The following is a 26,878-nucleotide window of genomic DNA, read 5'->3' on the forward strand; positions in this document are numbered from 1 at the left end:
AACTCAGTCCAACAGCTCGTCGGCCCGACGGCCCTCCCGCGCGTAGTGATGCGGCAGAACCCGGCCATAGAGCTGCCGCGTCCTCTCAACCCCGCCACACATGCCTTCGGTGTCCACAAACGAGAAGATGCCAACATAGCGCTTGCGCGCGCCTTCAACCGGCGCAACTCGGTGCAGGGCATAGCGACCCTTGAATATCTGCAGATCACCAGGCTGCAGGTCGATCCGATGAACGGCCTGCATATCGCCATCCAGAACTCTTCTTACCGCCGAAAAATTCTCGTCATCAGAACTGCGCAGATCCGGGGCATATTCAAACGCGCCGCCTGTCTCGGCATTCTGAATGGCCAAAGTCACCGTGTAATTGTTGGTGTCGAAATGCCAGGGAAACCCCTGCCCCTCTTCCACGACATTGATGATGACATCCGCCAACGGATCATCATAGCGAAAGAATCGATCCTCAGGCTCATCCAGCGCATCGCGAATGAAGGGCAGAAAGCCGTCGAACTCGTAGATGCGCCTCAAAGGTCCTGATCCGGGGAAATTGTCCGCGGGCACAAACGCATTTGACCGGTCATAGAACCGGCGCACCGGATGCCCGATCCCGTAGCTTGGGTCGTCCTTGGTGAAATAGACATTCGTACGGTTGAAGGACCGATGAGCCTTGGGCGCGACGGCATCAGCCTCGGCCAGTAACTGCTCCAAACCGGCCTCGTGCACAAAGCCCGGCAGAACCGCACAACCGTCATGCTCAAGCTCTCGGCGCAGATCACCGATCAACTGGCGGTACGCGCTCGAGCCCGGACGATCAATCGGATAGCGCCCCAAATCCACGAGTTCCTGCAGCAAGGCCAACCTCCCTTTTTGCACCTCATACAAGGTAGCCTGCCGCAGCACATGGCGCGCTTCTGGTTCATTTCAGACATCGTGTTGGCGGTTTTGGACAAGTCGGAAATCCGTCAAAACACCGCGTGCACCCTATGATTTTACCGGAAATTCCCAACATGCGTCATTTTGCGCAACAAAATGTCGCAAAATTCATCAATCCGGTCATGAAATTCATACGATTGACTGTTGACGCTCCGTCGTGCCGAACATAATGTCCCCTGCAAGCTGATAAGGAGCCTCTGGCGATGAACACGCTAGTCGTAATCGTAGGAAACACGCGTATGGGCCGGTAACGGAAAACCACAATCGAACCCATGCGCCTCCGAAAAACTCGGGGGCTTTTTTTTGGCAAACGCAAGACACATGTCGCGAACGGAGCAAAGCAGATGACACGTGAGATGACCGGCGCAAAGATGGTGGTTCAGGCCCTCAAGGATCAGGGCGTGGACACAGTATTCGGATATCCCGGTGGCGCCGTCCTACCGATCTATGACGAGATCTTTCTGCAAAACGACATTCGCCACGTCCTGGTGCGGCATGAGCAAGGCGCGGTCCACGCGGCCGAAGGCTATGCCCGCTCGACGGGCAAACCCGGCGTTGCGCTGGTGACATCCGGCCCCGGCGCGACCAACGCGGTCACCGGTTTGACGGATGCGCTGCTCGACTCGATCCCCATTGTTGTTCTGACCGGTCAGGTGCCGACCTTCATGATCGGCTCGGATGCGTTCCAAGAGGCCGACACGGTGGGCATCACCCGCCCCTGCACCAAGCATAACTGGCTGGTGAAGGACACGGATTCGCTGGCCGAAACCATGCACGAGGCGTTCCACGTCGCCACCTCGGGCCGCCCGGGTCCGGTGCTGATCGACATCCCCAAGGACGTTCAGTTTGCATCGGGTGACTATACCGGCCCAAAGACCTCGACCTCTCGCTATCAGCCTGTTCTGAAGGGCGATCTGGAAGAGATCACCGAACTGGTCGCCGCGATGGAGACCGCCAAGAAACCCGTTTTCTACACCGGCGGCGGCGTCATCAACTCGGGCCCCGCAGCCAGCCAATTGCTGCGTGAACTGGTGGATGCCACTGGTTTCCCGATCACTTCGACCCTGATGGGCCTTGGCGCTTACCCGGCCTCGGGTGAGAACTGGCTGGGCATGCTGGGGATGCATGGTCTCTACGAGGCCAACCTAGCGATGCATGATTGCGACCTGATGATCAACATCGGCGCGCGGTTCGACGACCGGATTACCGGCCGTATCGACGCGTTCTCGCCGAACTCGAAAAAGGCGCATATCGACATCGATCCTTCGTCGATCAACAAGGTGATCCGCGTCGACATCCCGATCGTCGGCGACGTTGCGCATGTGCTGGAAGATATTTTGAAGGTCTGGAAATCGCGCGGTCGCAAGACCGATGCGGCCTCAGTCGCCAAGTGGCAGGAGCAGATTGCTGACTGGCGCAAGGTCAACTGCCTTGCCTACACCAACAGCGAGAAGACCATCAAACCGCAATACGCGTTGCAACGCCTTGAAGAACTGACGAAAAACCACGATCGCTACATCACGACCGAGGTTGGTCAGCACCAGATGTGGGCCGCGCAATACCTTGGGTTTGAGGATCCCAACCGCTGGATGACATCAGGCGGGCTGGGCACGATGGGCTACGGCACTCCGGCTTCGATCGGTGTGCAGATGGCGCATCCCGACGCGCTGGTGATCAACGTGGCGGGTGAGGCCTCATGGCTGATGAACATGCAGGAAATGGGCACCGCCGTTCAGTACCGCCTGCCGGTCAAACAGTTCATCCTGAACAACGAACGCCTCGGCATGGTTCGCCAGTGGCAAGAGCTGCTGCATGGTGAGCGCTACTCCCATTCGTGGTCCGAGGCCCTGCCCGATTTCGTCAAACTCGCCGAGGCCTTCGGGGCCAAGGGTATCCTGTGTTCCGACCCAGCCGATCTGGACGACGCGATCATGGAGATGATCAACTACGACGGTCCGGTAATCTTTGACTGCCTTGTTGAAAAGCATGAGAACTGCTTCCCCATGATCCCGTCGGGCAAAGCCCATAACGAGATGCTTCTGGGCGAGGCCGAGACGCAAGGCGTGATCGATTCCAAAGGTTCGGTTCTGGTTTAACAACATTCGTCGGAATTGACCGGGCGCCCGACGCCCGGTTTTCGCAAGATGATGAAAGGGACGTAAATGTCTGCCCTACATATCAAAAAAGGCTCTACGCGCCATTCGGCCTATAACCTACGCCCGACCTTTTCGGACGTGCAGGAACGCCATACGATCGCGGTGCTGGTCGAGAACGAGCCGGGCGTTCTGGCCCGCGTGATCGGCCTGTTCTCGGGCCGTGGCTACAACATCGAAAGCCTGACCGTGGCCGAGGTCGACCATACAGGACACCTCAGCCGCATCACCATCGTAACCACCGGTACCCCGCAGGTGATTGAACAGATCAAGACCCAATTGGGCCGTATCGTGCCGGTTCACGAAGTCCATGATCTGACGGTCGAAGGCCCCTCGGTCGAGCGGGAACTGGCGATAATTAAGGTCGTTGGCGAAGGTGACAAACGGGTCGAGGCACTGCGTCTGGCCGATATCTTCCGCGCCAATGTGGTCGACAGCACGTTGAACTCGTTCATTTTCGAGATCACGGGTGCCCCCGACAAAATCGACGCATTTGCTGACCTGATGCGCCCTCTGGGTCTGGTCGAAATTGCCAGAACTGGTGTTGCCGCGCTGTTGCGCGGCGACTGACAGCAACCTGGTCCCGGCAGGGCATCGTCGGGACCTTTCGCTTTTCTGCATTGCGAAGTATCTATTTGATGCTTTGCGCAAAAAAGCCTGCAAATTAATCGTATAGATTACCCCGAGCAGACAAAAACCTATTGCCTTTATCCAACGTCGGATTAGCATCCTAGATGCAACGCGGCGTGGGGAAACGTTGCTTTGGGGTCATCTTTACGATTTCGGTCACACATCCGGTCTGCCGATCTGCACCGCTGTTTTCACGACTGAAACCGCCGATGCAGGGGGAACGGATGCCAGAGGATACGCGCAGCCCGGACGAACTTCGCGCCGTGTTCGGTGCAAACCTAAGACGCTTAGCACGAGACTACCCTTCGATTTCAGCATTGTGCCGCGAACTGGGCATCAACCGAACTCAATTCAACAGATATCTTGCGGGCGAGAGCTTTCCGCGCGCGGATGTTCTGGACCGGATGTGTCGCTTCTTTGATGTGGATGCCCGTATCGTTCTCACCCCGCTTGACGACATCCCGGATGCCAATACGCATCATGTGAACGCCACTCTGACGCAATTCCTCGGCTCGGGCGCTCAGGCCACCCACGACTGCACCTTTTCCCCGGGGTTTTATGCGGCGACGGACACCCGAACGTCCATCGTTTTGCACGCCAAACGGCTGCCGCAATGCACGTTGATCCGCGGCTTCACACCGCGCAGCGCCATGCCCGGCAGCCCATCCATGGCCCGAGAGGTGCGCGGCATAGCAAGCTGTTCCGGCGACTATGTCTACATGCTGATTTCCGGTCGTAACGGCCAGAACAGCCGGGTCTATGTGGTCAGCAAGAAAGATACCCTCTGGCAAGGCACAAGCTACACCCGCCCGGACAAAGACGACGCGCGCCCCGTGACCCTGACCCGGTTGGGGCAGGATGCAGCAGATGCGCTTGGTGTCGCGCGCAAGCTGATGCGGGCCCACAGGCCCGACGAACGGCGCTAACTCGGGTCATCCTCGCAGATCAGGCGGTACAGGTGCCAGCTTGCATGGCCTAAAAGCGGCAGCACCAGCAGCAGTCCCAAGAACCATGGCACCATCGCGACAAACGTCAGCAGGGCAATGAAAATGCCCCACCCGATCATGACCGGAAAGTTGTCCCTCACGTAGGAGAAACTTTCGATCATTGCCGTCACAAAATCCAGCTCGCGGTCCAGCAGCATCGGGATGGACAGCACGGTGATCATATAGAGGATGGTGGCAAAGACCGCCCCGACGGCCGACCCTACGGCCAGCATCATCAACCCGTTTGCCGTCAGATATACCTCGAGCGAAGAGGATACGTTCGTCAGCGTCGACAGCCCCATAAACAGGGCAAAGATCATATGGCCCAGAAAGAACCAGAACAGAAACATCACTACGATGATCGCGCAGATTGAGGGCAACTGGCGACGGCTCTGTTGCAAAACGACCCCGAATATCGCCTTGAAATCAAGCTCCTGCCCCGCCTCCAGGCGACGCGACACCTCATAGAGCCCGACCGCCGCAAATGGCCCGATTAGAGGAAACCCGATTGCGGCGAGGACCAGCCAATAGCTTGTTCCCGACTGGATAGTTACCCATGCGATGGCCCAGCCCGCCAGCACATAGAATCCCGCAAAAATCAAGCCGAACAGTGGCGCCCTGCGAAGGTCAACCCACGCCCGCCGCATCGCCTGTTTCAGCATCCCACTGTCAACAGGGCGCATCTGAGGCGCTCCGAAAGGTCTTTCCATCTGTTTCTCCTCCCCGTCTGACCCTATCTCATCGCGGGCCTTTTCTGCGGCCATGTCGTCGCCTCGTGATACACCTCACCCATGGACAGCAGCCGCGCATCCGACCCTTTGGGCCCAAATAGCTGAAAGCCCATTGGCAGGCCGTCCGCTCCGAACCCCGCAGGCACAGCCAGACAGGGCAAACCAATCAGGCTGACCGGCACTGTTACCTGCATCCAGCGATGATAGGTATCCATCGCCCGCCCCACGATCTTACGCGGATACGGCGTCTCGATATCGAAGGGCCAGACCTGTGCGGCCGGCAGAACCAAAGCATCGTAGTCCTGAAACAGCTCTGCCGCCCGCCGGAACCACTCCGACCGGGTAACGCTGGCCTCATGCACCTGCATCGCGGATAGCGCCAAGCCCCGCTCCAACTCCCACTGCGCGCTGTCCTTCAAGGCCTCTGAATTGCCCTGCAACGGTTGCAGTCCCGCCGCCACGGCCCAGGACCGCAGGGTAACCCAACTGTTCCACATCTTTTCCGCATCGAAGGGCGGAGACACATCCTCGACCACTGCGCCTTGGTCTTCGAAAACGCGTAGGGCATCGCGGCAAAGGTCCAGAATGCCATCCTCAACCGGAAATGCGCCGCCCCAATCTCCCAACCACCCAATCCGCGCCCCGCGCAGATCAGCGGCTTGAACGGGACTCACGTGCCCGGCATCCGCGACCAAAGGAGACCGAGGATCAGAGCCTGAGATCACGTCGAGCAATAACCCCAGATCCTCGGGGCTGCGCGCCATTGGCCCCAGAGTCGACAACTGATGCAGAAACCCATCTCCAACGGGCTCCGAAGGTACCCGCCCCCAACTTGGGCGAAATCCATAGACGTTATTCCACGCGGCCGGGTTGCGCAGGCTTCCCATCATATCCGAACCATCGGCCAATGCGACCATCCCGGTCGCCAACGCAACCGCCGCGCCACCGGATGACCCGCCACATGTGCGCCCACCATCATAGGGGTTCCGGGTCGCGCCATAAACCGGATTGAACGTGTGCGACCCAAGCCCGAACTCGGGTGAGTTGGTCTTGCCAATCAAGATCGCCCCCGCCGCGCGCATCCGCGCCGCAATCAGATCGTCCTGTTCGGGTACAAAATCGCGAAACAGCGGCGATCCCTGCGATGACACTATCCCGGCGACATTAACCAGATCCTTCACCGCAATCGGCAACCCGTGCAGTGGTCCCCGCTTCGGACCCGCATCCAGTGCCGCCGCCTCGGCCATCAGATCATCCGCGTCGCGCAGAGCCACAATCGCATTGACCGCTCCATTTACAGCCCCAATACGCTCCAGCGTCGCAGCCATCACCTCGACCGATGAAACAGCACCAGATGACAGCTGATCGACCAGCGCCTTTGCGGAAAGCTGAGTGATATCCATCCGGGTTTCAATCACCTCGATCTGTTTGGTTCAAATCCAGCCTAGCCGCGCACCCCGACCAATAAAACCCATTGTTTAAATACATCTTTTCCCGAATGGCTAAGCACCACCCGGATCCCCTTCATCTGGCTAAAAATATCTCAGGGGACTCGCGGCTTGCCGCGGCGGGGGCAGCGCCCCCTGCCCAGACTTAGTCGCCCTGCGCCTCGGACCGGCTTTTGCCCGCCACGTTCAACGCCAGCGTCGCCGCCATGAACCCATCCAGATCTCCGTCCAAAACACCTTTGGTATCCGAAGTCTCATGATTGGTCCGCAGATCCTTCACCATCTGATAAGGCTGCAAGACGTAAGACCGGATCTGGTTGCCCCAGCCCGCATCACCCTTGGCCTCATGCGCCGCGTTGATATCGGCGTTCCGACGGTCCAGCTCTTGCTGGTAAAGGCGTGATTTCAGCGCCTTCATGGCGATATCGCGGTTCTGGTGCTGCGACTTTTCGGATGAGGTCACTACGATCCCGGTCGGGATGTGCGTGATCCGCACCGCCGAGTCCGTGGTGTTCACGTGCTGACCACCCGCGCCCGAGGACCGATAGGTATCAATCCGAATATCGGCTGGGTTCACCTCAATCTCGATATTGTCGTCGACTACGGGGTAAACCCAGACCGAGCTGAACGAGGTATGCCGCTTGGCCGCCGAGTCATAAGGCGAGATTCGTACCAGACGATGCACGCCGCTTTCCGATTTCAGCCAACCATAGGCATTGTGACCGGAAATCTTGTAGGCCGCCGACTTGATCCCGGCTTCTTCGCCCGCGGTCTCAGATTGCAGCTCGACCGTATAGCCCTTCTTCTCCGCCCAACGCACATACATCCGCGCCAGCATCGAGGCCCAGTCGCAGCTCTCGGTCCCGCCCGCGCCCGAGTTGATCTCGAGGAAGGTATCGTTGCTGTCAGCCTCGCCATCGAGCAGAGCCTCCAGCTCTTTCTTAGCGGCTTTGTCCTTCAGAGACTTGATCGAGGCTTCGGCGTCCTGAACAACCTCTTCATCCTCTTCCAACTCGCCCAGCTCGATCAGCTCGATATTGTCGCTGAGATCGGTTTTGATGGACTCGTAGGTCTCGATCGCGTCGACCAGCATCTGCCGTTCGCGCATCAGTTTCTGTGCGTTCTCGGGGCTGTCCCATAGGTTCGGATCCTCGACTCGCGCATTGAACTCCTCAAGCCGATGGGGCGCGGTTTCGTAGTCCATGCGCTGTGCCAGCAGCTCTAGCGACTTTTCGATTTCCGCCACGATATTCTGGGTTTCGGCGCGCATGGTCTTGCCCCAACTTGGTCAAACAGGACTGCGTGATAGCAAGAGCAGAAGGCCACCACAAGACGGGCCAGACGGGATTGCACGTCTGGCCGTCAGAGATTTTGCAAAGCGATCAGTAAAGGCCGCCGGTACTCAAATCCCCTTGCGAGGCTTTGGGGCCAACAGTGACGGTGCTACCTGTCGAGGTCTGGACCTGAACGCCTGCGCGTTGCGCCTCTTCGAACAGCGGAAGGTCCGATCCGATGGCAAAGCCGCCGTCATAAACGCGGTCGATAAACCCATCCACACCATCCCGGAAGAACTCGGCCACGACATATTCGCCGGATGCGTCATCAGGCAGGCGCGCGCCACTGAAACGGTCGATCTTGATGAAGTGACCGCCCTCGGGCACTTCGAACGGACCACCGCCGTATTTCTCAACGGCTTTTTCCATGAAGCTCTGGAAGACCGGCCCGCACATGGTGCCGCCATAAGCCCCCCGGCCCATCGGACGCGGACGGTCATAGCCGATATAGCAACCGGCAACGATGTTCGAGGTGAAGCCAATGAACCACGCATCCTTGGATTCGTTGGTGGTTCCGGTCTTGCCTGCCGTCGGCACCGGCAGTTTGACATAGCGCGACGCCGTCCCGCGATCCACAACACCCTTCATCATCGAAGTCAGCTGATACGCGGTTATCGCATCCATGACCTGAGAGCGGTTGGTCTCAATGGTCGGCGACTCGTTTGGCTCCAGCCAGGTCGAGTTGCAATCGAGGCACTGGCGATCGTCATGGCGATAGATCGTCTTACCAAAGCGGTCCTGAATCCGGTCGACCAGAGTAGGCTCGACCCGCTCACCCCCATTTGCGAACATCGCGTAAGCCGCAACCATTTTATACAGCGTGGTTTCTTCGGACCCGAGCGAGTTGGCTAGAAACGCACCCATCCGGTCATAGACGCCGAACCGTTCCGCATAGCCTGCGACCACCGGCATTGTGACCTCTTGGGCCAGACGGATGGTCATCAGGTTCCGAGACTGTTCGATCCCGGTGCGCAGTGGCGTCGGGCCGTAGAATTTGTTCGACGAGTTTTTAGGGCGCCACAGGCCCTGAGGAGTATTCACCTCAATCGGAGCGTCCACAACGATTGTTGCGGGGCTATAGCCACTGTCCAGCGCAGCCGCGTAAACGAACGGCTTGAACGAGGACCCTGGCTGACGCTGCGCCTGCGTGGCGCGGTTGAACACGGTATCTTGATACGAGAACCCACCCTGCATCGCCAGAACGCGGCCCGAGTTCACGTCCATCGCGACAAAGCCACCCTGCACTTCGGGCACCTGACGGGCGGACCATTGGCCCTCTTCCCCGGCCATGACTAGGATCACATCGCCGCGTTTGAAATTATCGAAGAAGTTGCCCTGCATCCACTTGATGTCAGAGCGAGGAATAGTGCCGTCGGAGGGGCCATCCTCGATGCCCACCGTCAATTGTTGCTCGGCCACGTCCAGCACAACGGCGGGATACCATTGGGTCGGCAGTACAACGTCACGGGGAATCTCCATCTGCGCCAGCGCATCGCGCCACTGGGCTTCATCCGCCAGCTGTTCTTCGGCGATCACCTCTCCCGTGCCACGCCATCTGCCGCGGGACAGGTCGTATTTCTGCAACGCCTCACGTAGCGCGCGGGCCGCTTCGACCTGCATTTCCTCGTCGACCGAAGCGCGTACGGTGAAGCCGCCCGTAAAGAACTCACCCTCACCAAAGTCTTCGCTCAGCTGACGGCGGATTTCATCGGTGAAGTAATCGCGCGGCGGCAAGGCAGTGCGGAAGCTTTCGAAATCCCCGTTTTGGACCGAACGCAAAGGCATCTCTACCTCGGTTTCATAGGTCGCCTGATCAATGTAACCGTTCTGGTTCATCTCGCGCAGAACATAGTTGCGGCGGGCCAGCAGGCGTTCCTTTTGACGGACCGGGTGATAGTCCGACGGTGCCTTGGGCATCGCGGCCAGCATCGCGGCCTCATGCGGGGCCAGTTCCTGCAGGGTCTTGTTGAAATAGGTCTGCGCCGCGGCGGTCACACCATAGGAGTTCTGACCCAGAAAGATCTCGTTCATGTAAAGCTCGAGGATCTGTTCCTTGTCGAGCGTATCCTCAAGCCGAGTGGCGAGGATGATTTCCTTGATCTTACGCTCGGCCCGGCGGTCGCCTGACAACAGGAAGTTCTTCATCACCTGCTGGGTGATGGTTGAGGCCCCGCGCACGGTCTCTCCCTTGGTGCGCACAGCTTCAACACCGGCAGCGATGATGCCGCGCGGGTCATAGCCTTGATGGGTGTAGAAATTCTTGTCTTCCGCAGAAATGAAGGCCTGTTTCACCAGATCGGGGATTTCCTCGGACGGGGTGAACAGACGGCGCTCCTGAGCGAATTCGTCGATCAACTGCCCCTCGCCGGAATAGATCCGGCTGATCGTGGGCGGCTTATATTGGGCCAGCGACTCGTGGCTGGGCAGGTCGCGGCCATACATCCAGAAGACCGCGCCGATCACCAGCGCAACCATGAAGATACCCAAAGTCACGAGGCTGAAAACTGCCCCGAAAATCGATAGAATGAACCGGATCACGTCACTGCCTTTTTTTCGCGCTGCCGCCTATATAGGGATGCCAAGCCCGAGGGTCAAAACCACAAGCGCATTCTAGCCGTTTTGCGTCGTCAGGTCACTGTCCAATCATGGACCGTCTGATCACATCTTGCTGCCGCCAGTCCTCGAGCCCCTGATAGATTCCCAGCGCCATTTTGGCGCGCCATTCGGGATTTTTGATGTTTTTCAGGTCTCTGGGGCTGGAAAGAAACCCGAGCTCGACCAGAACAGACGGGATATCCGCCGCCTTCAGCACCGAGAATGAGGCTGTGCGCAGCGGTTTGCGATTCATCGGCCCGCCCTGTTGCGCCATCCCATTGGCAATCGCGCCTGCAAGCGATGTTGTGCGGGGTTTGGTCTCCTGCCGCGCCATATCCAGCAGCACATCGGCGACCTGATCATCTGCCCCGTTCAGATCGACCCCGGACAAAAGATCGCCCCGATCGTGGCGCTCGGCCAGTTTGACGCTGGCCACGTCCGAGGCATCCTCGGACAAGGTATAGACCGCCGCGCCGTGGGCCTGCCCGTCAGAGAGGGAATCGGCATGCAGCGAGATGAACACATCTGCACCCGCCCTGTGTGCCAAAGCGATACGACGCTCTAGTGAGACGAACTGATCCTCGACCCGCGTCAGCACCACCTCGTAACCACCTGACCTTAATAGTAATTCACGTAGCTCACGCGCGAAGGTCAGCATCATGGTTTTCTCGTCAATGCCACCGAATTCGGCGCCCGGGTCGATACCGCCATGGCCGGGGTCCAGCATCACCCGCATGACCTGCGCCACATTGCGCGGGAACTCGGACGTGGTGACGGCGGGTTCTGGAAGATCCCAGCCGTGGTTCTGCGGCACGCCAGCGGACGCGTTGAACGTGTCAAAATCGGTACCGACCAATTGAAGGGTCAACAGCGCCGCGCCCGAGGCCTCATCCAAACGCAACTCGGCCGTGTCCACCGCCATCGGTGCGCCCAGTTCCAGCACCATACGGGACCAGCCGGGGACATAGGCCCCGAACTGCACGCCGCTTATCCGGTCGGTTTGCAGAAATTCTTCGGCGTTGAGGCCGGTCCAGTCGACCTCCTGAAAGTCGAGAACCATGCGGTAGGGATCGCGCAGCGTGAAAATGCGGTAAGGCACCCCCTGACTGACGCCAAGGTCGACCTGAACCGCCGTGCGACCGGAATCGATGATGCGGCTTTGGTCCGGCTGCACGCGCGCCAACGCAGTGAAGTCCTGCGCCAATGCGGCACCGGACAGCGCCCAGATCAGCGCGATGCAATAGAAAATCCTGCTCATGGCCTCAAGTTTTCCCGAGATCGTTTGAGCGTGACCCTAGCGCATCCGCCCCCTCTTGTGAACGCTTTACACCGGCTGCAACGCGCCGCGTTCGGCCATGAAGCTGCGCAGACGCTCTAACCCGTCCTGAATATCGGCAGTGGCCCTTGCGTAGGAGAATCGCAGGGTCGTATGTCCGCGCTCAGGATCGAAGTCCAAACCTGGCGTGACGGCGACACCGGCCTTTTCCAGAATCTCGGCTGCAAAGGCGCGGCTGTCATCTGTCAGGTCAGAGACATCGGCATAGACGTAGAATGCCCCGTCAGGTGGCGCGATATTCGTGAAACCGGCTTTTGGCAGCCCTACGAGCATCAGCTCGCGGTTGCGGCGGTAAACATCGAGATTGGCCTGCAGCTCCTCATCGCAATCCATCGCGGCCAAGGCGGCGACTTGGCTGGCATGGGGCGCGCAAATGAACATGTTCTGGGCGATCCGCTCAACCACTCGGACCTGATCCTCGGGAACGACCATCCAACCGACGCGCCAACCGGTCATCGAGAAATATTTCGAGAACGAGTTGATCACATAGCACTCATCCGTCAGCTCCAGCGCGGTGACGGCTTTGGCCTCATATTCCAGCCCGTGGTAGATTTCGTCACTGATGAACGAGGCACCTTGCCCCTGCGCGGCATCGATCAACGCGCCCATCGAGGCATGATCCAACATGGTGCCGGTCGGGTTGGCTGGGGACGCAACCATCAGGCCCTGAAGATCAAGCCCGGCGAAATCTGAAGGCGCCGGTTGCAGCCGATTCTCGGGCAAGGTCGGCAGGTCGACGGGCACCAACCCAAGCGCTTTGAGGATCTGACGGTAGGACGGATAGCCCGGCGCACCGATCCCCACGCGATCCCCGCTGTCGAACAACGCGGTAAAGGCCAGCAAGAACCCGCCGGAAGACCCCGGCGTTACTACGACCCGTTCGGGGTTCAGATCGACATTGTACCACTCGCCATACATCTGCGCGATCCGCTGGCGCAAGGCGGGCAGCCCAAGCGCGACGGTATAGCCCAACGGGCCTTGCTCCATTGCCTTGGCGAGGGCTTCGGTCGCACCTTTCGGGGCGCCGGTTCCGGGCTGGCCGACCTCCATATGAATGATTTGGCGTCCGGCCTCTTCGGCTTTGCGCGCGGCCTCCATCACGTCCATCACAATAAACGGATCGACCCCGGACCGGGTTGAGTTTCTCATGCCCATCTCCCATGTTGCAGCCATGGCTTTTGAACGCGTATCCCGGCTGGCGTCAATCCCAGCCCTGATACTAGCGGCTGTCCTCTGGCTGACGGCGGCAGCGCAGAGCCACGCCCAAAGCCTGATCCGCGACCCCGATATCGAATTCGGCCTGCGCGAACTGGCCTTTCCGGTGCTGCGTGCCGCCGGGCTAAGCACCAATCAGGTGCGTATTCTTGTAGTCAACGACAACACCTTCAACGCCTTCGTGATCGACTACAACGCGATCTACCTGAACTACGGCCTGATCCTGTCGGTCGACAGCCCCGAAATGCTGCAAGCCGTCATCGCCCACGAGGCCGCCCATATCGCCAACGGTCATCTGGCCCGCCGTCACCAAAACCTACAAGACGCACAGCGCAAGGCAAGCCTAGGCACGGCGCTTGCTCTGATCGCAGCCGCGGCGGGCGGAGGGGAAGCCGCCGCCGGGATTGCAGCCGGGACGCAAGGCGCGGCCATTCGCGGCTTTTTGGGGCACACACGGGCCGAGGAAGCCTCAGCCGATCGCAGCGCGGCCAGCTATCTTCGGTGGGCTGGAATCTCACCCAAGGGGATGGTCGCGATCCACCGCAAATTCGCAGGGCAAGAATTGCTGAGCACGGCCAATCAGGACCCCTATATGCGCTCGCACCCCACCAGCCGGGATCGCCTGCGCGCGGCTGAGGCGTTTCTGGACGAGTTCGGCGATCAGGCCCAACCCAATGAAACCGCCGACTATTGGTTTGCACGGGTCAAAGGTAAGCTCTCGGCCTTCCTGCGCTCCCCGAGCTGGACAATGCGCCGCGCGAAAGAGGAAACGGCGTACGACATCAGAATGATGCGCGAGGCGTCGGCCCATCACCAGAATCGCGATCTGGCCCGTGCGCGCGCGGCGATAGATGAAGCCTTGAAAATTCGGCCCGAGGATCCCTTTTACTACGAACTGAAAGGCCAAATCCTTCTGGAAAACAGGCAATTATCGGAGGCTGTTAATGCATATGCCCAAGCGGTTGAAATGGCGCCGCACGACGCGCTGATCCTTGCCGGATACGGACGGGCGCTGCTGCTACAAGGCCAGACCGACACGGCGTTGGAAGCGCTTGAGAAAGCCCGCGCCCGCGACTACCGCAACGCGCGGCTTATGCGTGATCTGGGAGTTGCCTATTCCAAGGTTGGCAATAACGGGATGGCTTCGACCGTCACCGCAGAACGATACGCCTTGCAGGGCCGGTTGGCCGATGCAGGCATTCACGCAAGACGGGCCATCGGGCAACTTCCCGAAGGCTCACCGGGTTGGCAAAGGGCACAAGATGTGTTGATTGCCTCGAAACGCGCAGAGAAAGCGAAAAGGAAACGCAAATGATCCTGAAACATGCAGCCCCCGCCCTTTTGGGACTTTCCCTGATATCGACTTCGGCGCAGGCGCTGGACCTCAATGCGCTCAGCGATGCCGAAAAGGCCGAGTTCGGAGCACAGGTGCGCGAGTATCTGCTGGAGAACCCCGAAGTGATCATCGAGGCGATCACCATTCTGGAGGAGCGCAACGCAGCGACCCAGGAACAAGCCGACCGCGATCTGGTCGCTTCGAACGCGGATGAGCTGTTCAATGACGGCTATAGCTGGGTGGGCGGCAATCCGGATGGCGACATCACCCTGGTCGAGTTCATGGACTACCGTTGCGGCTATTGCCGCCGCGCCGTGCCCGAGGTGGCCAGCCTGTTGGCCGAAGACGGCAATATCCGTCTTGTGATCAAAGAGTTCCCGATTCTTGGCGATGCCTCGGTTCTGTCCTCGCGTTTTGCCGTGGCGACTAAACATGTCGCCGGGGATGACGCCTATAAACAGGTCCACGACGCCCTTATGGAATTCAGCGGAGAACCCAGCGAAGTGACCCTGCGCCGCATCTCGGACGGGCTTGGGCTAGACAGCGACGCCATCATCGCCGCGATGGACAGCAACCAGGTCACCGAAGAGATCACTCGCACCCGAGAGCTGGCACAACGGATGCAGATCACCGGCACGCCGTCCTTTGTTCTAGGCACCGAAATGCTGCGCGGCTTCCTACCAGCGGATCAGATGCAACAGATCGCAGACGGAGTGCGGGCTGAACAAGGGTAACTTGCACGGGGCGGTCATACCGCCCCTTTCTCTATTCTAATCGAAGGGAAATGGCGCGTCGCATTTCATGGACACGATCCATGTCGGCGTGCCGTTCGACCTGAAATCAGTCGCCGGAACTGCTTCACCCTTAATACCGGCGGGAATAACATCACGTCCCTGCCTTTGGCTTTCTGTCAGGATTGCCTGCAAGTCCTGCGGATCGGTGTATTTGCGGATTCCGATATTTTCAGTGATCGGCCCAGACGGGCAATAGGTGCCCCAAGCAATCTGTTGCGCAAACGTAAACGCCGCTTTGGCATCGCGACCATCGCGCAACGACAAAGCAACCCGAGACGTCAGCTGCGGATCAACTGTAATGACCGGCGTGAGGCTGTCCTTTGGTTTGCCCCTCCCGCCTGGGCTGATACGCACGTCGGCGCGCGTCGTGGTTCCATTCTCATTGAACCCTGATACGTTGACGGACAAGTACCCGAGCTGAGTTCCCTGCGTTGGCGGAACCGGGACATGAAAGGCGCCCGGCCGCTTGTTATAGTCGCTTGAAGGGCTGCTACATGCAGTCAAAGCGGTGGCCAAAAGCCCCGCGCAAATCGCTTTGAGTTTCAATACTCACTGCTCCTGAAATTCATTCCTTTGCTGCTACTAGTAACGGCAAATCAGGCCAGAACATGGCATGATGCTATGAATCTCAGATAACTACTCGGCGGCCTCAGCCGTTGCATCTAATTCGGCTGCCTTCTTCTCCACCTCTTTCACGATGTGATCGATCATCTGGTCGTTCGACATCTTGTGGCTAGCCTTACCTGCGAGATAGACCATGCCCGACCCTGCTCCGCCGCCGGTAAAGCCGACGTCGGTCATCAGCGCCTCGCCCGGGCCGTTGACCACGCAACCGATGATCGACAGGGACATCGGCGTTTTGATGTGTTCCAGGCGGTGCTCCAGCGCCTCGACGGTTTTGATAACGTCGAATCCCTGTCGCGCGCAGGAGGGGCATGAGATGATGTTGACGCCGCGATGGCGCAGGCCCAGGGATTTCAGGATTTCAAAGCCAACCTTGACCTCTTCGACCGGGTCGGCGGACAGGCTGACGCGGATCGTATCTCCGATCCCCATCCACAGCAGGTTACCTAGCCCGATGGCGGATTTGATGGTGCCGCTGACCAACCCTCCGGCCTCGGTGATGCCAAGGTGTATGGGGGCATCCGTGGCCTCAGCAATGCCCTGATAGGCTGCAGCCGACAGGAAAACATCGCTGGCCTTCACGCTGATCTTGAATTCGTGGAAATCATTGTCCTGCAGAATGCGGATATGTTCCAACCCGCTCTCGACCATCGCTTCGGGACAGGGTTCGCCATATTTCTCAAGCAGGTGCCGCTCTAACGAGCCTGCATTCACTCCGATCCGGATCGAGCAGTTGTGGTCCCTTGCGGCCTTGATGACCTCTTTCACGCGGTGTTCGTTGCCGATATTGCCCGGATTGATCCGCAGACAGGCCGCGCCGGCCTCTGCCGCTTCGATGCCACGGCGATAATGAAAGTGAATGTCGGCCACGATGGGAACCGGGCTTTCACGCACGACCTCCCTCAGCGCCTTGGCCGAGTCCTCATCCGGAACGGAAACCCGCACGATATCGGCCCCGGCCTCAGCCGCCGCCTGAACCTGCGCGACCGTTGCTGCCACATCAGTGGTCAGGGTGTTGGTCATGGTCTGAACAGCAATGGGAGCATCGCCTCCGACCGGCACGTTGCCGACCATGATCTGACGGGATTTGCGGCGGTAGATATCGCGCCAGGGACGTACGTGGTTGAGCGACATGAAGAGAGGTCCGCATCTGCCTAGGTTGCCTCATAGATAGTTCGGCAACCGCAGTTGAGCAATGGCAAGACTATTCGGCAGGCTCGTCCGCTGCTTGCGTCTGAAGCTCGGCAACCAGTTGCTTGAGGGCACTGTTCTGTTCAGCCTCAAGATCGGCGACGGCATAGGTCTCAGCCACTGCGTCCTTGGACAGGACGACGCCTTTCGCCACGGTACCCGGCGCACCGACCGGTCCGAAATGTTCACCATTCATCGAAAAGAACACCGAACCCGATGCGCCGGCCCGCAACAGAGGAGGTTCTTCGGTCAGGGGCACTTCGAACACGCTGCCCTGTTCTACCGTGCCGAGCGTACCTTCGAAGATCACGCTGCCATCGGCGGCGGTGACGCGCATCCAAGCAGGGTTCACGGCGACAATTTTCAAAGTCGTATCCAACTGCTCGACCACCTGCGGCAAAGCCGGGCGTTCAACCGTGTGCAATTCGGCGACCTGAACCTCGGGCAGTTCCGGCGGACGGAATGTGCCGACGGTCCGTGGGTCAAGCGTGGAAATCGGAGCATCCCGCGCGACCATCACCGGAACATCCAAGGCTTGCGGACGATAGAGGCGATCCAGTGCTTCGGTCGAGGCGGTCTCGACGATCTCAGTGCTACGCGCCGCATCAAGGGGGTCGAGATCCGACAGAACCACGGGGGCTTGCTCAACCGGGCTGACCTGCACCTGCTGGATCTTGTTCAGCACGGCCCAGCCGCCATAGCCAATACCGCCGATAACGGCCAGCAAGACCAGGGACGAGCCAATCGCGCGCGGTTCAACCTGACTGACGAACGACTCTTTGCCTGGAATATAAGGCGTGTTCGGAGACACAAACGGATCTCGCCCCATCGGGCCGCGGGCCGGAAGATCTCCGGTCGGTTTGCGCACGACCGATGCCTCGGCGGACATGCCATGCGCGACCTCAAATCCGCTCTCCTTGCAGAAGGCGGCAAAGGTCTCATCCGGGTTCATGCCCAGATACCGGGCGTAAGAACGCACATACCCGGCGATGAAGCCGGGTGTATCGAACGCATCAGGATCGGCGTTTTCTATTGCAGCGATGTAGTTGGCTTTGATCCGCAGTTCGCGCTGAACATCCAGAAGGGATTTGCCCATGGTGGCGCGTTCGCCGCGCATCTGATCACCAAGCCGTACTTCGTAGTCGTCAAAACCCTTTGGTCTGACTTCTAAACCTTCTTCGGAATCGCGCTGTGATCTGCGCCCAATCATTCCTGCCGCCCCATTTTGCCTGTCGCGTGTTTCACGCTCATGGCGAATCATCCCCATAACGATTCGTCCACTTATTTTGTTAGCGTAAGCTTAACACGCGGCAAACACGTTGCACACTTTAGCGTGAGGTTAACCGGCAAGTTCGGCGCGATTTAGCGCACAATGTGACCAAAGTTCGTCCATCGCCTGAACCAGACGCTTCATCTCACCGGGTCCATGGACCGGAGATGGGGTGAAGCGCAGGCGTTCTGTACCACGCGGAACCGTGGGGAAGTTGATCGGTTGCACATAGATACCGTGATCGTCCAGCAAGCGGTCGCTCAGGATTTTGGTATGGACTGGGTTACCGACGATAACAGGCACGATGTGGCTGCCATGGTCGAACAACGGCAGGCCCAAGCCTTTCAGGCGCAGTTTCAGGATTTTGGCCTGAGTCTGATGTTGCTCACGCAGTTCCGGCGTCACTTTCAGATGCGCGACCGAGGCCGCCGCACCAGCCGCAACAGCAGGCGGCAGAGAGGTGGTAAAGATGAACCCCGGCGCGTAGGAACGCACGGCGTCACACATCTTTTCGCTGGCGGCGATATAGCCCCCCATCACGCCATAGGCTTTCGCCAGAGTGCCATTGATGATGTCGATGCGATGCGCCAGACGATCACGTTCCGTCACACCACCACCGCGCGGGCCGTACATGCCAACCGCATGGACTTCGTCAATATACGTCAAGGCACCGAATTCATCAGCCAGATCGCAAATCTCTTCGATCGGACCAAAGTCACCGTCCATGGAGTAGACCGACTCGAAAGCGATCAGCTTGGGGGCTTTGGGGTCGTCTGCCTCAAGCAGTTCGCGCAGGTGGGCGACGTCATTGTGGCGGAAGATGCGCTTGGCGCCGCCATTGCGCCGCACGCCTTCGATCATCGAGGCATGGTTCAGCTCATCTGAATAGATGATTAGACCCGGGAACAGTTTCGGCAAGGTCGAAAGCGTCGCGTCATTGGCGATATAGGCGCTGGTGAACAGCAGAGCGGATTCTTTGCCATGCAAATCGGCCAGCTCAGCCTCAAGACGCTTGTGATATACAGTCGTGCCCGAGATGTTGCGCGTCCCGCCCGAACCGGCACCGGCCGCATCGACGGCTTCGTGCATTGCGTTCAGGACAACCGGGTGCTGGCCCATGCCAAGATAGTCATTGCCGCACCACACGGTAATGTTCTGTTGCGTTCCATCGGGACGGGTCCGAACGGCATGCGGGAAGTGCCCGTTGCGGCGTTCGATATCGATGAAGGTCCGGTAACGTCCTTCGTCATGCAGCCTGGCAATCGCTGAATCGAGCTGAGCAGTATAGTCCAACGGACCCTCCTTGATCGCCTCGGGCAAACCCCTCACCCAAAGCAGTATTCCGCTACATTACAGGACATCGCCCCTAAAGCAGCTTTGTGTTCGCACGTTCGGCCAGTCTAAAGCCGTTCGTCAGAACCCAACTTTGATTTGCATCAAATATAAGCTTCATAGCCGCGCAGCAAGTAAACTTACGTCTAAAAGACGCGGGGAAACGACGCAGGTAAAGAAGCTTAACTTCGGCCACTCACTACGGGGCTCGTGCTGCGCACTCTGCTCTGGACGGCAGCGCCAACACTGATAGGGTTCGCGCAAATCATTCCCAAGCAGGAGCCCTGTTATGTCGCTAGACGCCGTGCTGAGCCGGATCGACTCTGATCTGCAAACCTCGATCGACCGCCTGATGGAGCTGTTGCGCATCCAGTCGATCTCAACCGATCCCGCTTACAAGGCGGATGTCGACAAGGCTGCCGACTGGCTGGTCTCGGACTTGCAGAGCATTGGTATTGCAGCAGAAAAGCGCGAAACACCCGGTCACCCTATGGTCGTGGGTCATGTGGGTGAGGGCAGCGAAGGCCCACATGTGCTGTTCTATGGGCACTATGATGTGCAACCCGTCGATCCGCTGAACCTGTGGAACCGCGATCCGTTCGACCCCGCCATCGAGGAGACCGAAAACGGACCCGTCATCCGCGGCCGTGGATCGTCCGACGACAAGGGCCAGCTGATGACCTTTGTCGAAGCCTGCCGCGCCTGGAAAGCAGTCCACGGCACCCTGCCCTGCCGCATCACCTTTTTCTTCGAAGGTGAAGAGGAATCAGGCTCGCCCTCGCTGGTTCCGTTCCTCGAAGCGAATAAAGACGAATTGCAGGCCGATCTGGCCCTTGTTTGCGACACCTCAATGGTGTCACGCGGAGTGCCTTCCATCGCGTCGCAACTGCGCGGAATGCTGAAGGATGAGTTCACTATCGTAGGCCCCCGCATCGACCTGCATTCCGGCCACTACGGTGGCCCCGGCCTGAACCCGCTGCGCGAATTGTCCAAGATCGTAGCCTCTTTCTATGACGATGAGACCGGACGGGTCGCTGTTGGAGGTTTCTACGAGGGCGTTCACGAGGTCCCGGCAGATCAGCTGCGCCAGTGGGAAAACTGCGGCTTCGACGAAGCCGAATACCTGAACTCGGTGGGATATAGCCAACCGCATGGCGAAAAAGGCTATTCCACGCTGGAACAGCAATGGGCACGCCCCACGCTTGAGGTCAACGGTCTTTGGGGAGGCTATAACGGTGCCGGATCAAAAACGGTGATCCCGTCAGAGGCCCATTGCAAAATCACCTGCCGCCTAGTCGGTGACATGGACCCTGACGCCTTGCGCAACAAAATCCGTAAACATGTAGAGGAGCGCCTGTCCCCGGATGCCAAAGTTGTCTGGGACAATGACCTCGAAGGGTCCCCAGCCTCTGTCATGAATCTCGATCGCCCTGAATTCGAAGCAGCCCGCGCTGCGCTATCTGACGAATGGGGCCGCGAGGCTGTGTTCACCGGAATGGGCGGCTCAATCCCGGTCGTTGGTTACTTCGACACCGTTCTGGGCTTGGATTCGATGCTGGTGGGTTACGCCAATGACGACGATGCCATCCACTCTCCGAACGAGAAATACGATGTCAAAAGCTTCCACAAGGGCATTCGCTCATGGGCCCGCATTCTCGATGCTTTGAACTCGTAGAAGTCTTTTGCGAGGCTCTGCCTCGCGCTCCGAGGTATTTTCGGCCAGATGAAGGGCGGATCCCATGCTTCATCTGGCTATAAACATCCCGGGGGGACGCGGCTTGCCGCGGCGGGGGCTGCGCCTCCGACCCCTTACATATGGATCACGCGATCATACGCATCCAGAACGCTTTCATGCATCATTTCTGACAGTGTAGGATGCGGGAAGACGGTGTTCATCAGGTCTTCTTCCGTCGTCTCCAACTGGCGACCGACAACATAGCCCTGAATCATCTCGGTCACTTCCGCGCCGATCATATGCGCACCCAACAGCTCACCAGTCTTGGCGTCGAAGATCGTTTTGATCATGCCCTCAGGTTCTCCTAGCGCAATCGCCTTACCGTTCCCGATGAAGGGGAAGCGGCCGACCTTGATGTCGTAGCCAAGCTCTTTAGCTTTGGCTTCGGTATAGCCGACCGAGGCCACTTGTGGGTGACAATAGGTGCAACCTGCGATGCTCTCGGGTTTGACCGGATGCGCGTGTTTGCCTGCGATCAGGTCTGCTACCATGACGCCTTCGTGGCTGGCTTTATGAGCCAACCAAGGCGCGCCGGCGATATCGCCAATCGCATAGAGACCATCAACGCCGGTGCGGCAGAACTCATCCGTCACAACATGAGTACGGTCGATTTTCACGCCGAGTGCTTCCAGTCCCAGATTCTCGACATTGCCGACAATGCCAACGGCCGAGATTACCGTATCGAACTCGTGCTTCTCGACCTTACCTTTGACCTCGATATGCGCGGTAACCTTACCCTTGCCGCGATCAAGCTGCTTGACCATCGCTTTTTCCATGATGGTCATGCCTTGCTTGGTGAAGGCTTTCTTCGCGAAGGCGCTGATTTCGGCGTCTTCAACCGGAAGCACGCGGTCCATCACCTCAACCACGGTCGTATCCGCGCCCAGCGTGTTGTAGAAGCTGGCGAATTCGATCCCGATGGCGCCCGAGCCGATGACAAGCAGTTTCTTCGGCATCCGCGGCGGCTGCAGTGCGTGTTTGTAGGTCCAGACCAGATCGCCATCTGCTTCCAACCCTGGAAGCTCACGCGCACGTGCGCCGGTGGCGAGGACGATGTTCTTGGCGGTCAGCTCTTCGGTGCCCTTCTCGGTTTTGACTGAGACTTTGCCTTTTGCGGTAATCGTCGCCTCGCCCATCACGACACTGACTTTGTTCTTCTTGAGCAAGTGGCCGATCCCACCCGACAACTGGCCGGCAACGCTACGTGAGCGTTTGACCACCGCGTCCAGATCGTAACCGAACTTGTCCGCCGTCAGACCAAAGTCCTTTGCGCGCTCCATCAGGTGGAAGACCTCCGAAGACCGCAGCATAGCCTTGGTGGGAATGCAGCCCCAATTCAGGCAGATGCCGCCCAGATGCTCTCGCTCGACCACGACGGTCTTGAGGCCCAGTTGTGCCGCGCGGATTGCGGCCACATAGCCGCCCGGACCAGCACCGATTACGATCAGATCAAAAGATTTTTCAGCCATGTGTCCCTCTCGGCCCAGGTCGGTTTGAAATTTAGTTTAGCATTAAACTATTTTTCACAGCGCATCAATATAGACATACCGCGACAAAAGCGACGTCGGTATGTAATGGTCGATACGTGCAGTTTTCAGCCTATACCCAAGCTTTTTCAAAGGCTAGAAAAGAACAGCCAGGGCCTCCGCCCGTCTTATATTCACAAAGCATTCGAAAGACTTATCATGGCCAAGACCCTCAAAGACCTTCTCCTTGCACTTCTGAATGCAACGCTGATCCTTGTCGCGCTTTGCCTGTTTTTAGGGTGGAAACTGGCCTCGACCGTCGAGGATGTCACCTCGGGCCTGTCGGAAAAACTGCAAGTTGTCACCCCGTTGCGGGACGAGGCGCAGGGTATTCGCGAGCAGCTTTCCGGACTGCGCAGTGATTTGGCCCGCATTCAAGAGGACGGTCTGGTGAGCAACACCGTCGTTTCTCTGCGAATGTCCAATACGCTGGACAAGCTGGAAACGATAGAAACCAAGCTGCATACCGTTCAGACCCGGTTTGCAGAGTTGGCGGAATCACCTGACCAATTAATTGACCATGCAATTGAGACCTCGGCCGACGTGGTAGCCGACCGGATCATTGCTATCCGCGGATGCGGGCCCGAAAGTTAACCGGCTGCTTGCAACTCGCGCACAGTGGCGCCATAGCCGCCCATGTCGACATAGGCGGTCTCATGCACGGTTGGGGTACGTGACAGGGCCTCATTCCGATAGGGGAAGCGTCCGAATTTTCGGATTACCTCACGATGCGCGCGCGCGTGCAGCAGGTTGCTGGAATCTTCGCTGCTGAGGTTCTGGCAAATCAGACGCACACAGCGTTCCTGATCACACAGGTTCTCGGAATGCATCATCGGCAGATAAAAGAACTGCCGCGCGGGTTCGTCGATTTTCATATCCCAGCCCTTGTCCACCGCACATTTCGCTGCGGCCAGAGCCGCCCGATCCGACGAAAAAGCCCGTGCCTCGCCGCGGAACATGTTGCGCGGGAATTGGTCTGTTAGGATGATATAGGCCAGCGACCCGCTGGGATATGTCAGCCAGAGCGAAAACTTGCCCTCTGCCGCGGCTTCCCAAGTGGTCAGGAAACGGTCGCGGATCTGCTGATCCAGCGCGTCGTCCTGCATGTACCACCCCTTGGGGCCGACCTCATCCAACCAAAAACTCAATACGTCTTCAGGACCAACCATTGCCCTTAACTCCGTGTGTTGCCCTCCCCAGGGACGTAAGGTCATTTAAGGCTGTTTTACAGATTTGTAACAGTAAAATATTACTACATTTCGGACATATTTAGGCGTTAGCGGAAACATCTTGTGCGTCTTCCTCGGCCTCGGCGGCTTCGATGGCCACTTCCTGGGCCACCTCAAGCGCAACGGGGGATGCGGACGGGTACAGAGGCGACATGGTGCCGGTTTCGTCGACTGGGATCGCCGCGCGCTGCGTCATGCGATACATTGCGTAGCCGGCCATCGCGAACAGCAACGCCGCGATGAACAGGAAAAAGCCCGGAGGTCCAAAGATCCCGTCCCCCATCAACCACCCTGTAATCAGCGGGCCAGCAATCGCGCCCAAACCGTTGATGAAAAGCAAACCACCAGATGCAGCGGCCATGTCCTCACGATCCAGAAAATCGTTCGTATGGGCGATCAGCAGGGAATAGAGCGGGTTTGACATACCACCAATAAAGAAAGCGGTAACCAGAAGGATCGGGAAATTCACCCCGAATAGCATGCCAGCTACGGCACTGGCACCGCCTATGGCTGCCGCCAGTAGGATCAGGAAACGCCGATCCATCCGGTCCGAGAACCATCCCAGCGGGTATTGCAGCACGATAGCGCCGATGTAGAAGGCGGCCACGAAGGTCGAAATCTCGATCAGGCTCAGCCCGGCGCGCGCGCCATAGACCGCCGCCATACCGAACTGTGCCGAAAACACGCCACCCAACAGGAACATACCGACACAGCCCAAGGGGGATTTGCCCATCAACTCGCGCAGGGTCATGGGTTTGGTGGTGTCGAATGCAGGGGTTGGAGAAATCGATAAAAGGATCGGCGCGAACGAGACAGAAACGAGGATCGACGCGATCACAAACGTTTCATACCCTGCGGGATCGCCCAGCAGAACCAACCCCTGAGCCGAAATGATCCCCAGCATCTGCACAATCATATAGAGCGACAGCGCCTGCCCCCGGTTCTCATTACTGGCCGCGTTGTTGAGCCAGCTTTCAGCGGTCACGTACACGCCCGAGAAACAGAAGCCGATCACGGCACGCCCCAGGAACCACGCGATCGGGTCGGTCAGCATCGGATACATGATCATGACCGCGGAAATGAACGAGGCCAGGGCTGCGAAGACACGCACATGGCCAACCCTGCGGATCATCTCAGGCGCGAGGCGCGATCCGCCCAGAAATCCCATGAAATAGGCCGACATCACAAAAGACATTTCGAGGGTCGAGAAACCTTCGATTTCACCGCGAACACCCAGAATCGTACCTTGCAGGCCGTTGCCGACCATCAGCAATCCCATACCGAGAAGAAGCGCCCAAGCGGTGGACAGAACCTGAATCATTTGGGCCTCCGGGATGTGCCAAGTTGAATTGCGAGTCGTTATGTGATCAAAACAAATGCAGATCGCGCCTGTCTACGACATTCCCTGTCTGACAGTGTCGCGGCTGAGGGTTTTAGGGGACCAGAAGGGATGAATCCCCATACGAGAAGAAGCGATATTTCTGTTCAATCGCATGGGCATAGACGGAACGCATACGCTCTTGCCCCATCAGGGCCGAAACCAGCATCAGCAGGGTCGATTTGGGCAGGTGGAAGTTGGTCATCAGTGCGTCCGACACGTGGAACTGAAAGCCCGGATAAATGAAGATGTCGGTTTCCCCTTCCCAAGGTGCAATCCGCCCACTGCGCGCGGCGCTTTCGATCAGGCGCAGCGCTGTGGTGCCGACCGGGACCACCCGGCCGCCTGCCGTCTTGGTGGCGCGGATCTCATCAGCGGCCTGCTGGCTGACCCGGCCCCATTCGGCATGCATCTTGTGGGTTGTCACATCCTCGACCTTCACCGGCAGAAACGTGCCCGCGCCCACATGCAGGGTCACGTGGCTGAACTCCACCCCGCGCTCGGCCAGTGCCGCCATCAGCGCATCGTCAAAATGCAGCGACGCGGTTGGTGCGGCCACCGCGCCCGAGTTGCGCGCCCAGATGGTTTGGTAATCCGTCTTGTCCTGCTCATCCGCTGGACGTTTGGCGGCGATGTACGGTGGCAAAGGCATAGCACCGGCCTGTTCAAGGGCGGCGTCGAAATCCTCACCCCTGAGGTTAAACTGGAGATAGGCTTGCCCGTCCTCGACCCGGTCCAGAGTCGCACTGAGATCGTCGGAGAACACGATCTCTTCGCCCGGTTTGACCTTTTTCAACGGCTTGATCAGCGCGCTCCAGGACCCATCCGCCTGAGGCTCCAGCAACGTCGCTTCGATCGCGGCGGAAACCGGCCCCTGCGCGCTTTCGCGATGCCGCCGCCCGCTGAGCCTTGCCGGGATCACGCGCGTATCGTTCAACACAAGCCGGTCTCCGGGGCGAAGCCAGTTGGGGAGATCGAACACATGGCTGTCCGAGATCGCCTCGCATTCAGCCACCAGCAAGCGCGCTGACGAGCGCGGGTTGGCGGGCCGGGTCGCAATTAGGTCTTCGGGCAGGTGGAAATCAAAATCGCTGAGTTTCATGGC

Annotated in this window: 22 protein-coding genes; 7 read left to right on the forward strand and 15 right to left on the reverse strand. The window is 58.8% G+C overall.

What is annotated here, in order from left to right:
- Positions 1-3 precede the first annotated feature (3 nt).
- Positions 4-849, reverse strand: coding sequence for a HalD/BesD family halogenase (locus ACR0J4_RS08060; RefSeq protein WP_170640721.1), 846 nt, complete (start codon positions 847-849; stop codon positions 4-6).
- 425 nt (positions 850-1,274) lie between these two features.
- Here ACR0J4_RS08060 and ACR0J4_RS08065 point away from each other — a divergent pair, with 425 nt between their 5' ends.
- The 3 genes from ACR0J4_RS08065 (at position 1,275) to ACR0J4_RS08075 (ending at position 4,639) form a co-directional block, all read left to right on the forward strand.
- On the forward strand, positions 1,275-3,026 hold the full coding sequence (locus ACR0J4_RS08065) for an acetolactate synthase 3 large subunit (protein ID WP_170640723.1): 1,752 nt from the start codon (positions 1,275-1,277) through the stop codon (positions 3,024-3,026).
- Positions 3,027-3,092: 66 nt separating this feature from the next.
- Positions 3,093-3,653: an acetolactate synthase small subunit gene (ilvN, locus tag ACR0J4_RS08070; protein WP_170373979.1), complete on the forward strand. Its 561-nt coding sequence runs from the start codon at positions 3,093-3,095 to the stop codon at positions 3,651-3,653.
- A gap of 284 nt (positions 3,654-3,937) precedes the next feature.
- Positions 3,938-4,639, forward strand: coding sequence for a helix-turn-helix domain-containing protein (locus ACR0J4_RS08075; RefSeq protein WP_170640725.1), 702 nt, complete (start codon positions 3,938-3,940; stop codon positions 4,637-4,639).
- Here the strand turns inward: ACR0J4_RS08075 and ACR0J4_RS08080 are convergent.
- The 6 genes from ACR0J4_RS08080 to ACR0J4_RS08105 all read right to left on the reverse strand — a co-directional run bounded on the left by ACR0J4_RS08080 (position 4,636) and on the right by ACR0J4_RS08105 (position 13,292).
- Entirely contained in the window at positions 4,636-5,409 is a 774-nt protein-coding gene (locus ACR0J4_RS08080; RefSeq protein ID WP_170640727.1) for a DUF2189 domain-containing protein, read from the reverse strand. The genes ACR0J4_RS08075 and ACR0J4_RS08080 overlap by 4 nt on opposite strands.
- 23 nt (positions 5,410-5,432) lie before the next feature.
- Complete coding sequence (locus ACR0J4_RS08085) at positions 5,433-6,833, reverse strand: amidase (protein WP_170640729.1); 1,401 nt, start codon at positions 6,831-6,833, stop codon at positions 5,433-5,435.
- Between the two features lie 190 nt (positions 6,834-7,023).
- Positions 7,024-8,148: a peptide chain release factor 2 gene (prfB, locus tag ACR0J4_RS08090; protein WP_170640731.1), complete on the reverse strand. Its 1,125-nt coding sequence runs from the start codon at positions 8,146-8,148 to the stop codon at positions 7,024-7,026.
- Between the two features lie 112 nt (positions 8,149-8,260).
- The gene (locus tag ACR0J4_RS08095) at positions 8,261-10,750 is read right to left on the reverse strand and encodes a PBP1A family penicillin-binding protein (RefSeq protein ID WP_170640733.1); all 2,490 of its coding nucleotides are present in this window, start codon (positions 10,748-10,750) and stop codon (positions 8,261-8,263) included.
- A gap of 94 nt (positions 10,751-10,844) precedes the next feature.
- On the reverse strand, positions 10,845-12,065 hold the full coding sequence (locus ACR0J4_RS08100) for an N-acetylmuramoyl-L-alanine amidase (RefSeq protein WP_170640735.1): 1,221 nt from the start codon (positions 12,063-12,065) through the stop codon (positions 10,845-10,847).
- A gap of 66 nt (positions 12,066-12,131) precedes the next feature.
- A complete protein-coding gene (locus ACR0J4_RS08105; RefSeq protein WP_170553195.1) occupies positions 12,132-13,292 on the reverse strand; it encodes an aminotransferase class I/II-fold pyridoxal phosphate-dependent enzyme in 1,161 nt (386 codons plus the stop codon).
- Between ACR0J4_RS08105 and ACR0J4_RS08110 the strand changes: the two genes are divergently transcribed.
- Both ACR0J4_RS08110 and ACR0J4_RS08115 read left to right on the forward strand, forming a co-directional pair.
- Complete coding sequence (locus ACR0J4_RS08110; protein ID WP_170553192.1) at positions 13,291-14,673, forward strand: M48 family metalloprotease; 1,383 nt, start codon at positions 13,291-13,293, stop codon at positions 14,671-14,673. The two genes, ACR0J4_RS08105 and ACR0J4_RS08110, sit on opposite strands and share 2 nt — an antisense overlap.
- Positions 14,670-15,428 (forward strand): DsbA family protein, encoded by a 759-nt coding sequence (locus tag ACR0J4_RS08115; RefSeq protein WP_170373987.1) that lies wholly within the window; start codon positions 14,670-14,672, stop codon positions 15,426-15,428. The genes ACR0J4_RS08110 and ACR0J4_RS08115 overlap by 4 nt, the downstream gene beginning before the upstream one ends.
- 36 nt (positions 15,429-15,464) lie before the next feature.
- Here the strand turns inward: ACR0J4_RS08115 and ACR0J4_RS08120 are convergent, their stop codons facing one another.
- The 4 genes from ACR0J4_RS08120 to hemA form a co-directional block, all read right to left on the reverse strand.
- Positions 15,465-15,842 carry a hypothetical protein gene (locus tag ACR0J4_RS08120; protein WP_170640737.1) on the reverse strand — a complete coding sequence of 126 codons (378 nt, stop codon included), beginning with the start codon at positions 15,840-15,842 and terminating at the stop codon, positions 15,465-15,467.
- A gap of 282 nt (positions 15,843-16,124) precedes the next feature.
- On the reverse strand, positions 16,125-17,246 hold the full coding sequence (gene ispG, locus ACR0J4_RS08125) for a flavodoxin-dependent (E)-4-hydroxy-3-methylbut-2-enyl-diphosphate synthase (protein WP_170640739.1): 1,122 nt from the start codon (positions 17,244-17,246) through the stop codon (positions 16,125-16,127).
- A 70-nt stretch (positions 17,247-17,316) separates the two neighbouring features.
- Entirely contained in the window at positions 17,317-18,513 is a 1,197-nt protein-coding gene (locus ACR0J4_RS08130) for a helix-turn-helix domain-containing protein (RefSeq protein ID WP_170640741.1), read from the reverse strand.
- Positions 18,514-18,642: 129 nt separating this feature from the next.
- On the reverse strand, positions 18,643-19,866 hold the full coding sequence (gene hemA, locus ACR0J4_RS08135; protein WP_170747371.1) for a 5-aminolevulinate synthase: 1,224 nt from the start codon (positions 19,864-19,866) through the stop codon (positions 18,643-18,645).
- Between the two features lie 328 nt (positions 19,867-20,194).
- Between hemA and ACR0J4_RS08140 the strand changes: the two genes are divergently transcribed.
- Entirely contained in the window at positions 20,195-21,580 is a 1,386-nt protein-coding gene (locus ACR0J4_RS08140) for a dipeptidase (RefSeq protein ID WP_170640744.1), read from the forward strand.
- 134 nt (positions 21,581-21,714) lie between these two features.
- Here ACR0J4_RS08140 and lpdA read toward each other — a convergent pair whose 3' ends face one another.
- Positions 21,715-23,109 carry a dihydrolipoyl dehydrogenase gene (gene lpdA, locus ACR0J4_RS08145; protein ID WP_170640746.1) on the reverse strand — a complete coding sequence of 465 codons (1,395 nt, stop codon included), beginning with the start codon at positions 23,107-23,109 and terminating at the stop codon, positions 21,715-21,717.
- 216 nt (positions 23,110-23,325) lie between these two features.
- Here lpdA and ACR0J4_RS08150 point away from each other — a divergent pair, with 216 nt between their 5' ends.
- Positions 23,326-23,760: a hypothetical protein gene (locus ACR0J4_RS08150; RefSeq protein ID WP_170640748.1), complete on the forward strand. Its 435-nt coding sequence runs from the start codon at positions 23,326-23,328 to the stop codon at positions 23,758-23,760.
- Here the strand turns inward: ACR0J4_RS08150 and ACR0J4_RS08155 are convergent.
- The 3 genes from ACR0J4_RS08155 to queA all read right to left on the reverse strand — a co-directional run bounded on the left by ACR0J4_RS08155 (position 23,757) and on the right by queA (position 26,875).
- A complete protein-coding gene (locus ACR0J4_RS08155) occupies positions 23,757-24,335 on the reverse strand; it encodes a DUF924 family protein (RefSeq protein WP_170373995.1) in 579 nt (192 codons plus the stop codon). The genes ACR0J4_RS08150 and ACR0J4_RS08155 overlap by 4 nt on opposite strands.
- Before the next feature lie 100 nt (positions 24,336-24,435).
- Positions 24,436-25,716, reverse strand: a complete 1,281-nt coding sequence (locus ACR0J4_RS08160; protein ID WP_170466251.1) for an MFS transporter — start codon at positions 25,714-25,716, stop codon at positions 24,436-24,438.
- 112 nt (positions 25,717-25,828) lie between these two features.
- Positions 25,829-26,875, reverse strand: a complete 1,047-nt coding sequence (gene queA / locus ACR0J4_RS08165; protein ID WP_170641363.1) for a tRNA preQ1(34) S-adenosylmethionine ribosyltransferase-isomerase QueA — start codon at positions 26,873-26,875, stop codon at positions 25,829-25,831.
- Between the last annotated feature and the right edge of the window lie 3 nt (positions 26,876-26,878).

The sequence above is a fragment of the Ruegeria sp. B10 genome, from assembly GCF_056539825.1.

What these genes read in the sequence shown, in the direction of transcription:
- ACR0J4_RS08100 (WP_170640735.1), bottom strand. Translation starts at nt 12,065, where the DNA reads ATGAGCAGGATTTTCTATTGCATCGCGCTGATCTGGGCGCTGTCCGGT.
- ACR0J4_RS08085 (WP_170640729.1), bottom strand. Translation starts at nt 6,833, where the DNA reads ATGGATATCACTCAGCTTTCCGCAAAGGCGCTGGTCGATCAGCTGTCA.
- lpdA (WP_170640746.1), bottom strand. Translation starts at nt 23,109, where the DNA reads ATGGCTGAAAAATCTTTTGATCTGATCGTAATCGGTGCTGGTCCGGGC.
- ACR0J4_RS08080 (WP_170640727.1), bottom strand. Translation starts at nt 5,409, where the DNA reads ATGGAAAGACCTTTCGGAGCGCCTCAGATGCGCCCTGTTGACAGTGGG.
- ACR0J4_RS08065 (WP_170640723.1), top strand. Translation starts at nt 1,275, where the DNA reads ATGACACGTGAGATGACCGGCGCAAAGATGGTGGTTCAGGCCCTCAAG.
- ilvN (WP_170373979.1), top strand. Translation starts at nt 3,093, where the DNA reads ATGTCTGCCCTACATATCAAAAAAGGCTCTACGCGCCATTCGGCCTAT.
- ACR0J4_RS08110 (WP_170553192.1), top strand. Translation starts at nt 13,291, where the DNA reads ATGCCCATCTCCCATGTTGCAGCCATGGCTTTTGAACGCGTATCCCGG.
- ACR0J4_RS08130 (WP_170640741.1), bottom strand. Translation starts at nt 18,513, where the DNA reads ATGATTGGGCGCAGATCACAGCGCGATTCCGAAGAAGGTTTAGAAGTC.
- ACR0J4_RS08155 (WP_170373995.1), bottom strand. Translation starts at nt 24,335, where the DNA reads ATGGTTGGTCCTGAAGACGTATTGAGTTTTTGGTTGGATGAGGTCGGC.
- ACR0J4_RS08075 (WP_170640725.1), top strand. Translation starts at nt 3,938, where the DNA reads ATGCCAGAGGATACGCGCAGCCCGGACGAACTTCGCGCCGTGTTCGGT.
- ACR0J4_RS08140 (WP_170640744.1), top strand. Translation starts at nt 20,195, where the DNA reads ATGTCGCTAGACGCCGTGCTGAGCCGGATCGACTCTGATCTGCAAACC.
- ACR0J4_RS08115 (WP_170373987.1), top strand. Translation starts at nt 14,670, where the DNA reads ATGATCCTGAAACATGCAGCCCCCGCCCTTTTGGGACTTTCCCTGATA.
- ACR0J4_RS08150 (WP_170640748.1), top strand. Translation starts at nt 23,326, where the DNA reads ATGGCCAAGACCCTCAAAGACCTTCTCCTTGCACTTCTGAATGCAACG.
- ispG (WP_170640739.1), bottom strand. Translation starts at nt 17,246, where the DNA reads ATGTCGCTCAACCACGTACGTCCCTGGCGCGATATCTACCGCCGCAAA.
- ACR0J4_RS08160 (WP_170466251.1), bottom strand. Translation starts at nt 25,716, where the DNA reads ATGATTCAGGTTCTGTCCACCGCTTGGGCGCTTCTTCTCGGTATGGGA.
- ACR0J4_RS08105 (WP_170553195.1), bottom strand. Translation starts at nt 13,292, where the DNA reads ATGAGAAACTCAACCCGGTCCGGGGTCGATCCGTTTATTGTGATGGAC.
- queA (WP_170641363.1), bottom strand. Translation starts at nt 26,875, where the DNA reads ATGAAACTCAGCGATTTTGATTTCCACCTGCCCGAAGACCTAATTGCG.
- prfB (WP_170640731.1), bottom strand. Translation starts at nt 8,148, where the DNA reads ATGCGCGCCGAAACCCAGAATATCGTGGCGGAAATCGAAAAGTCGCTA.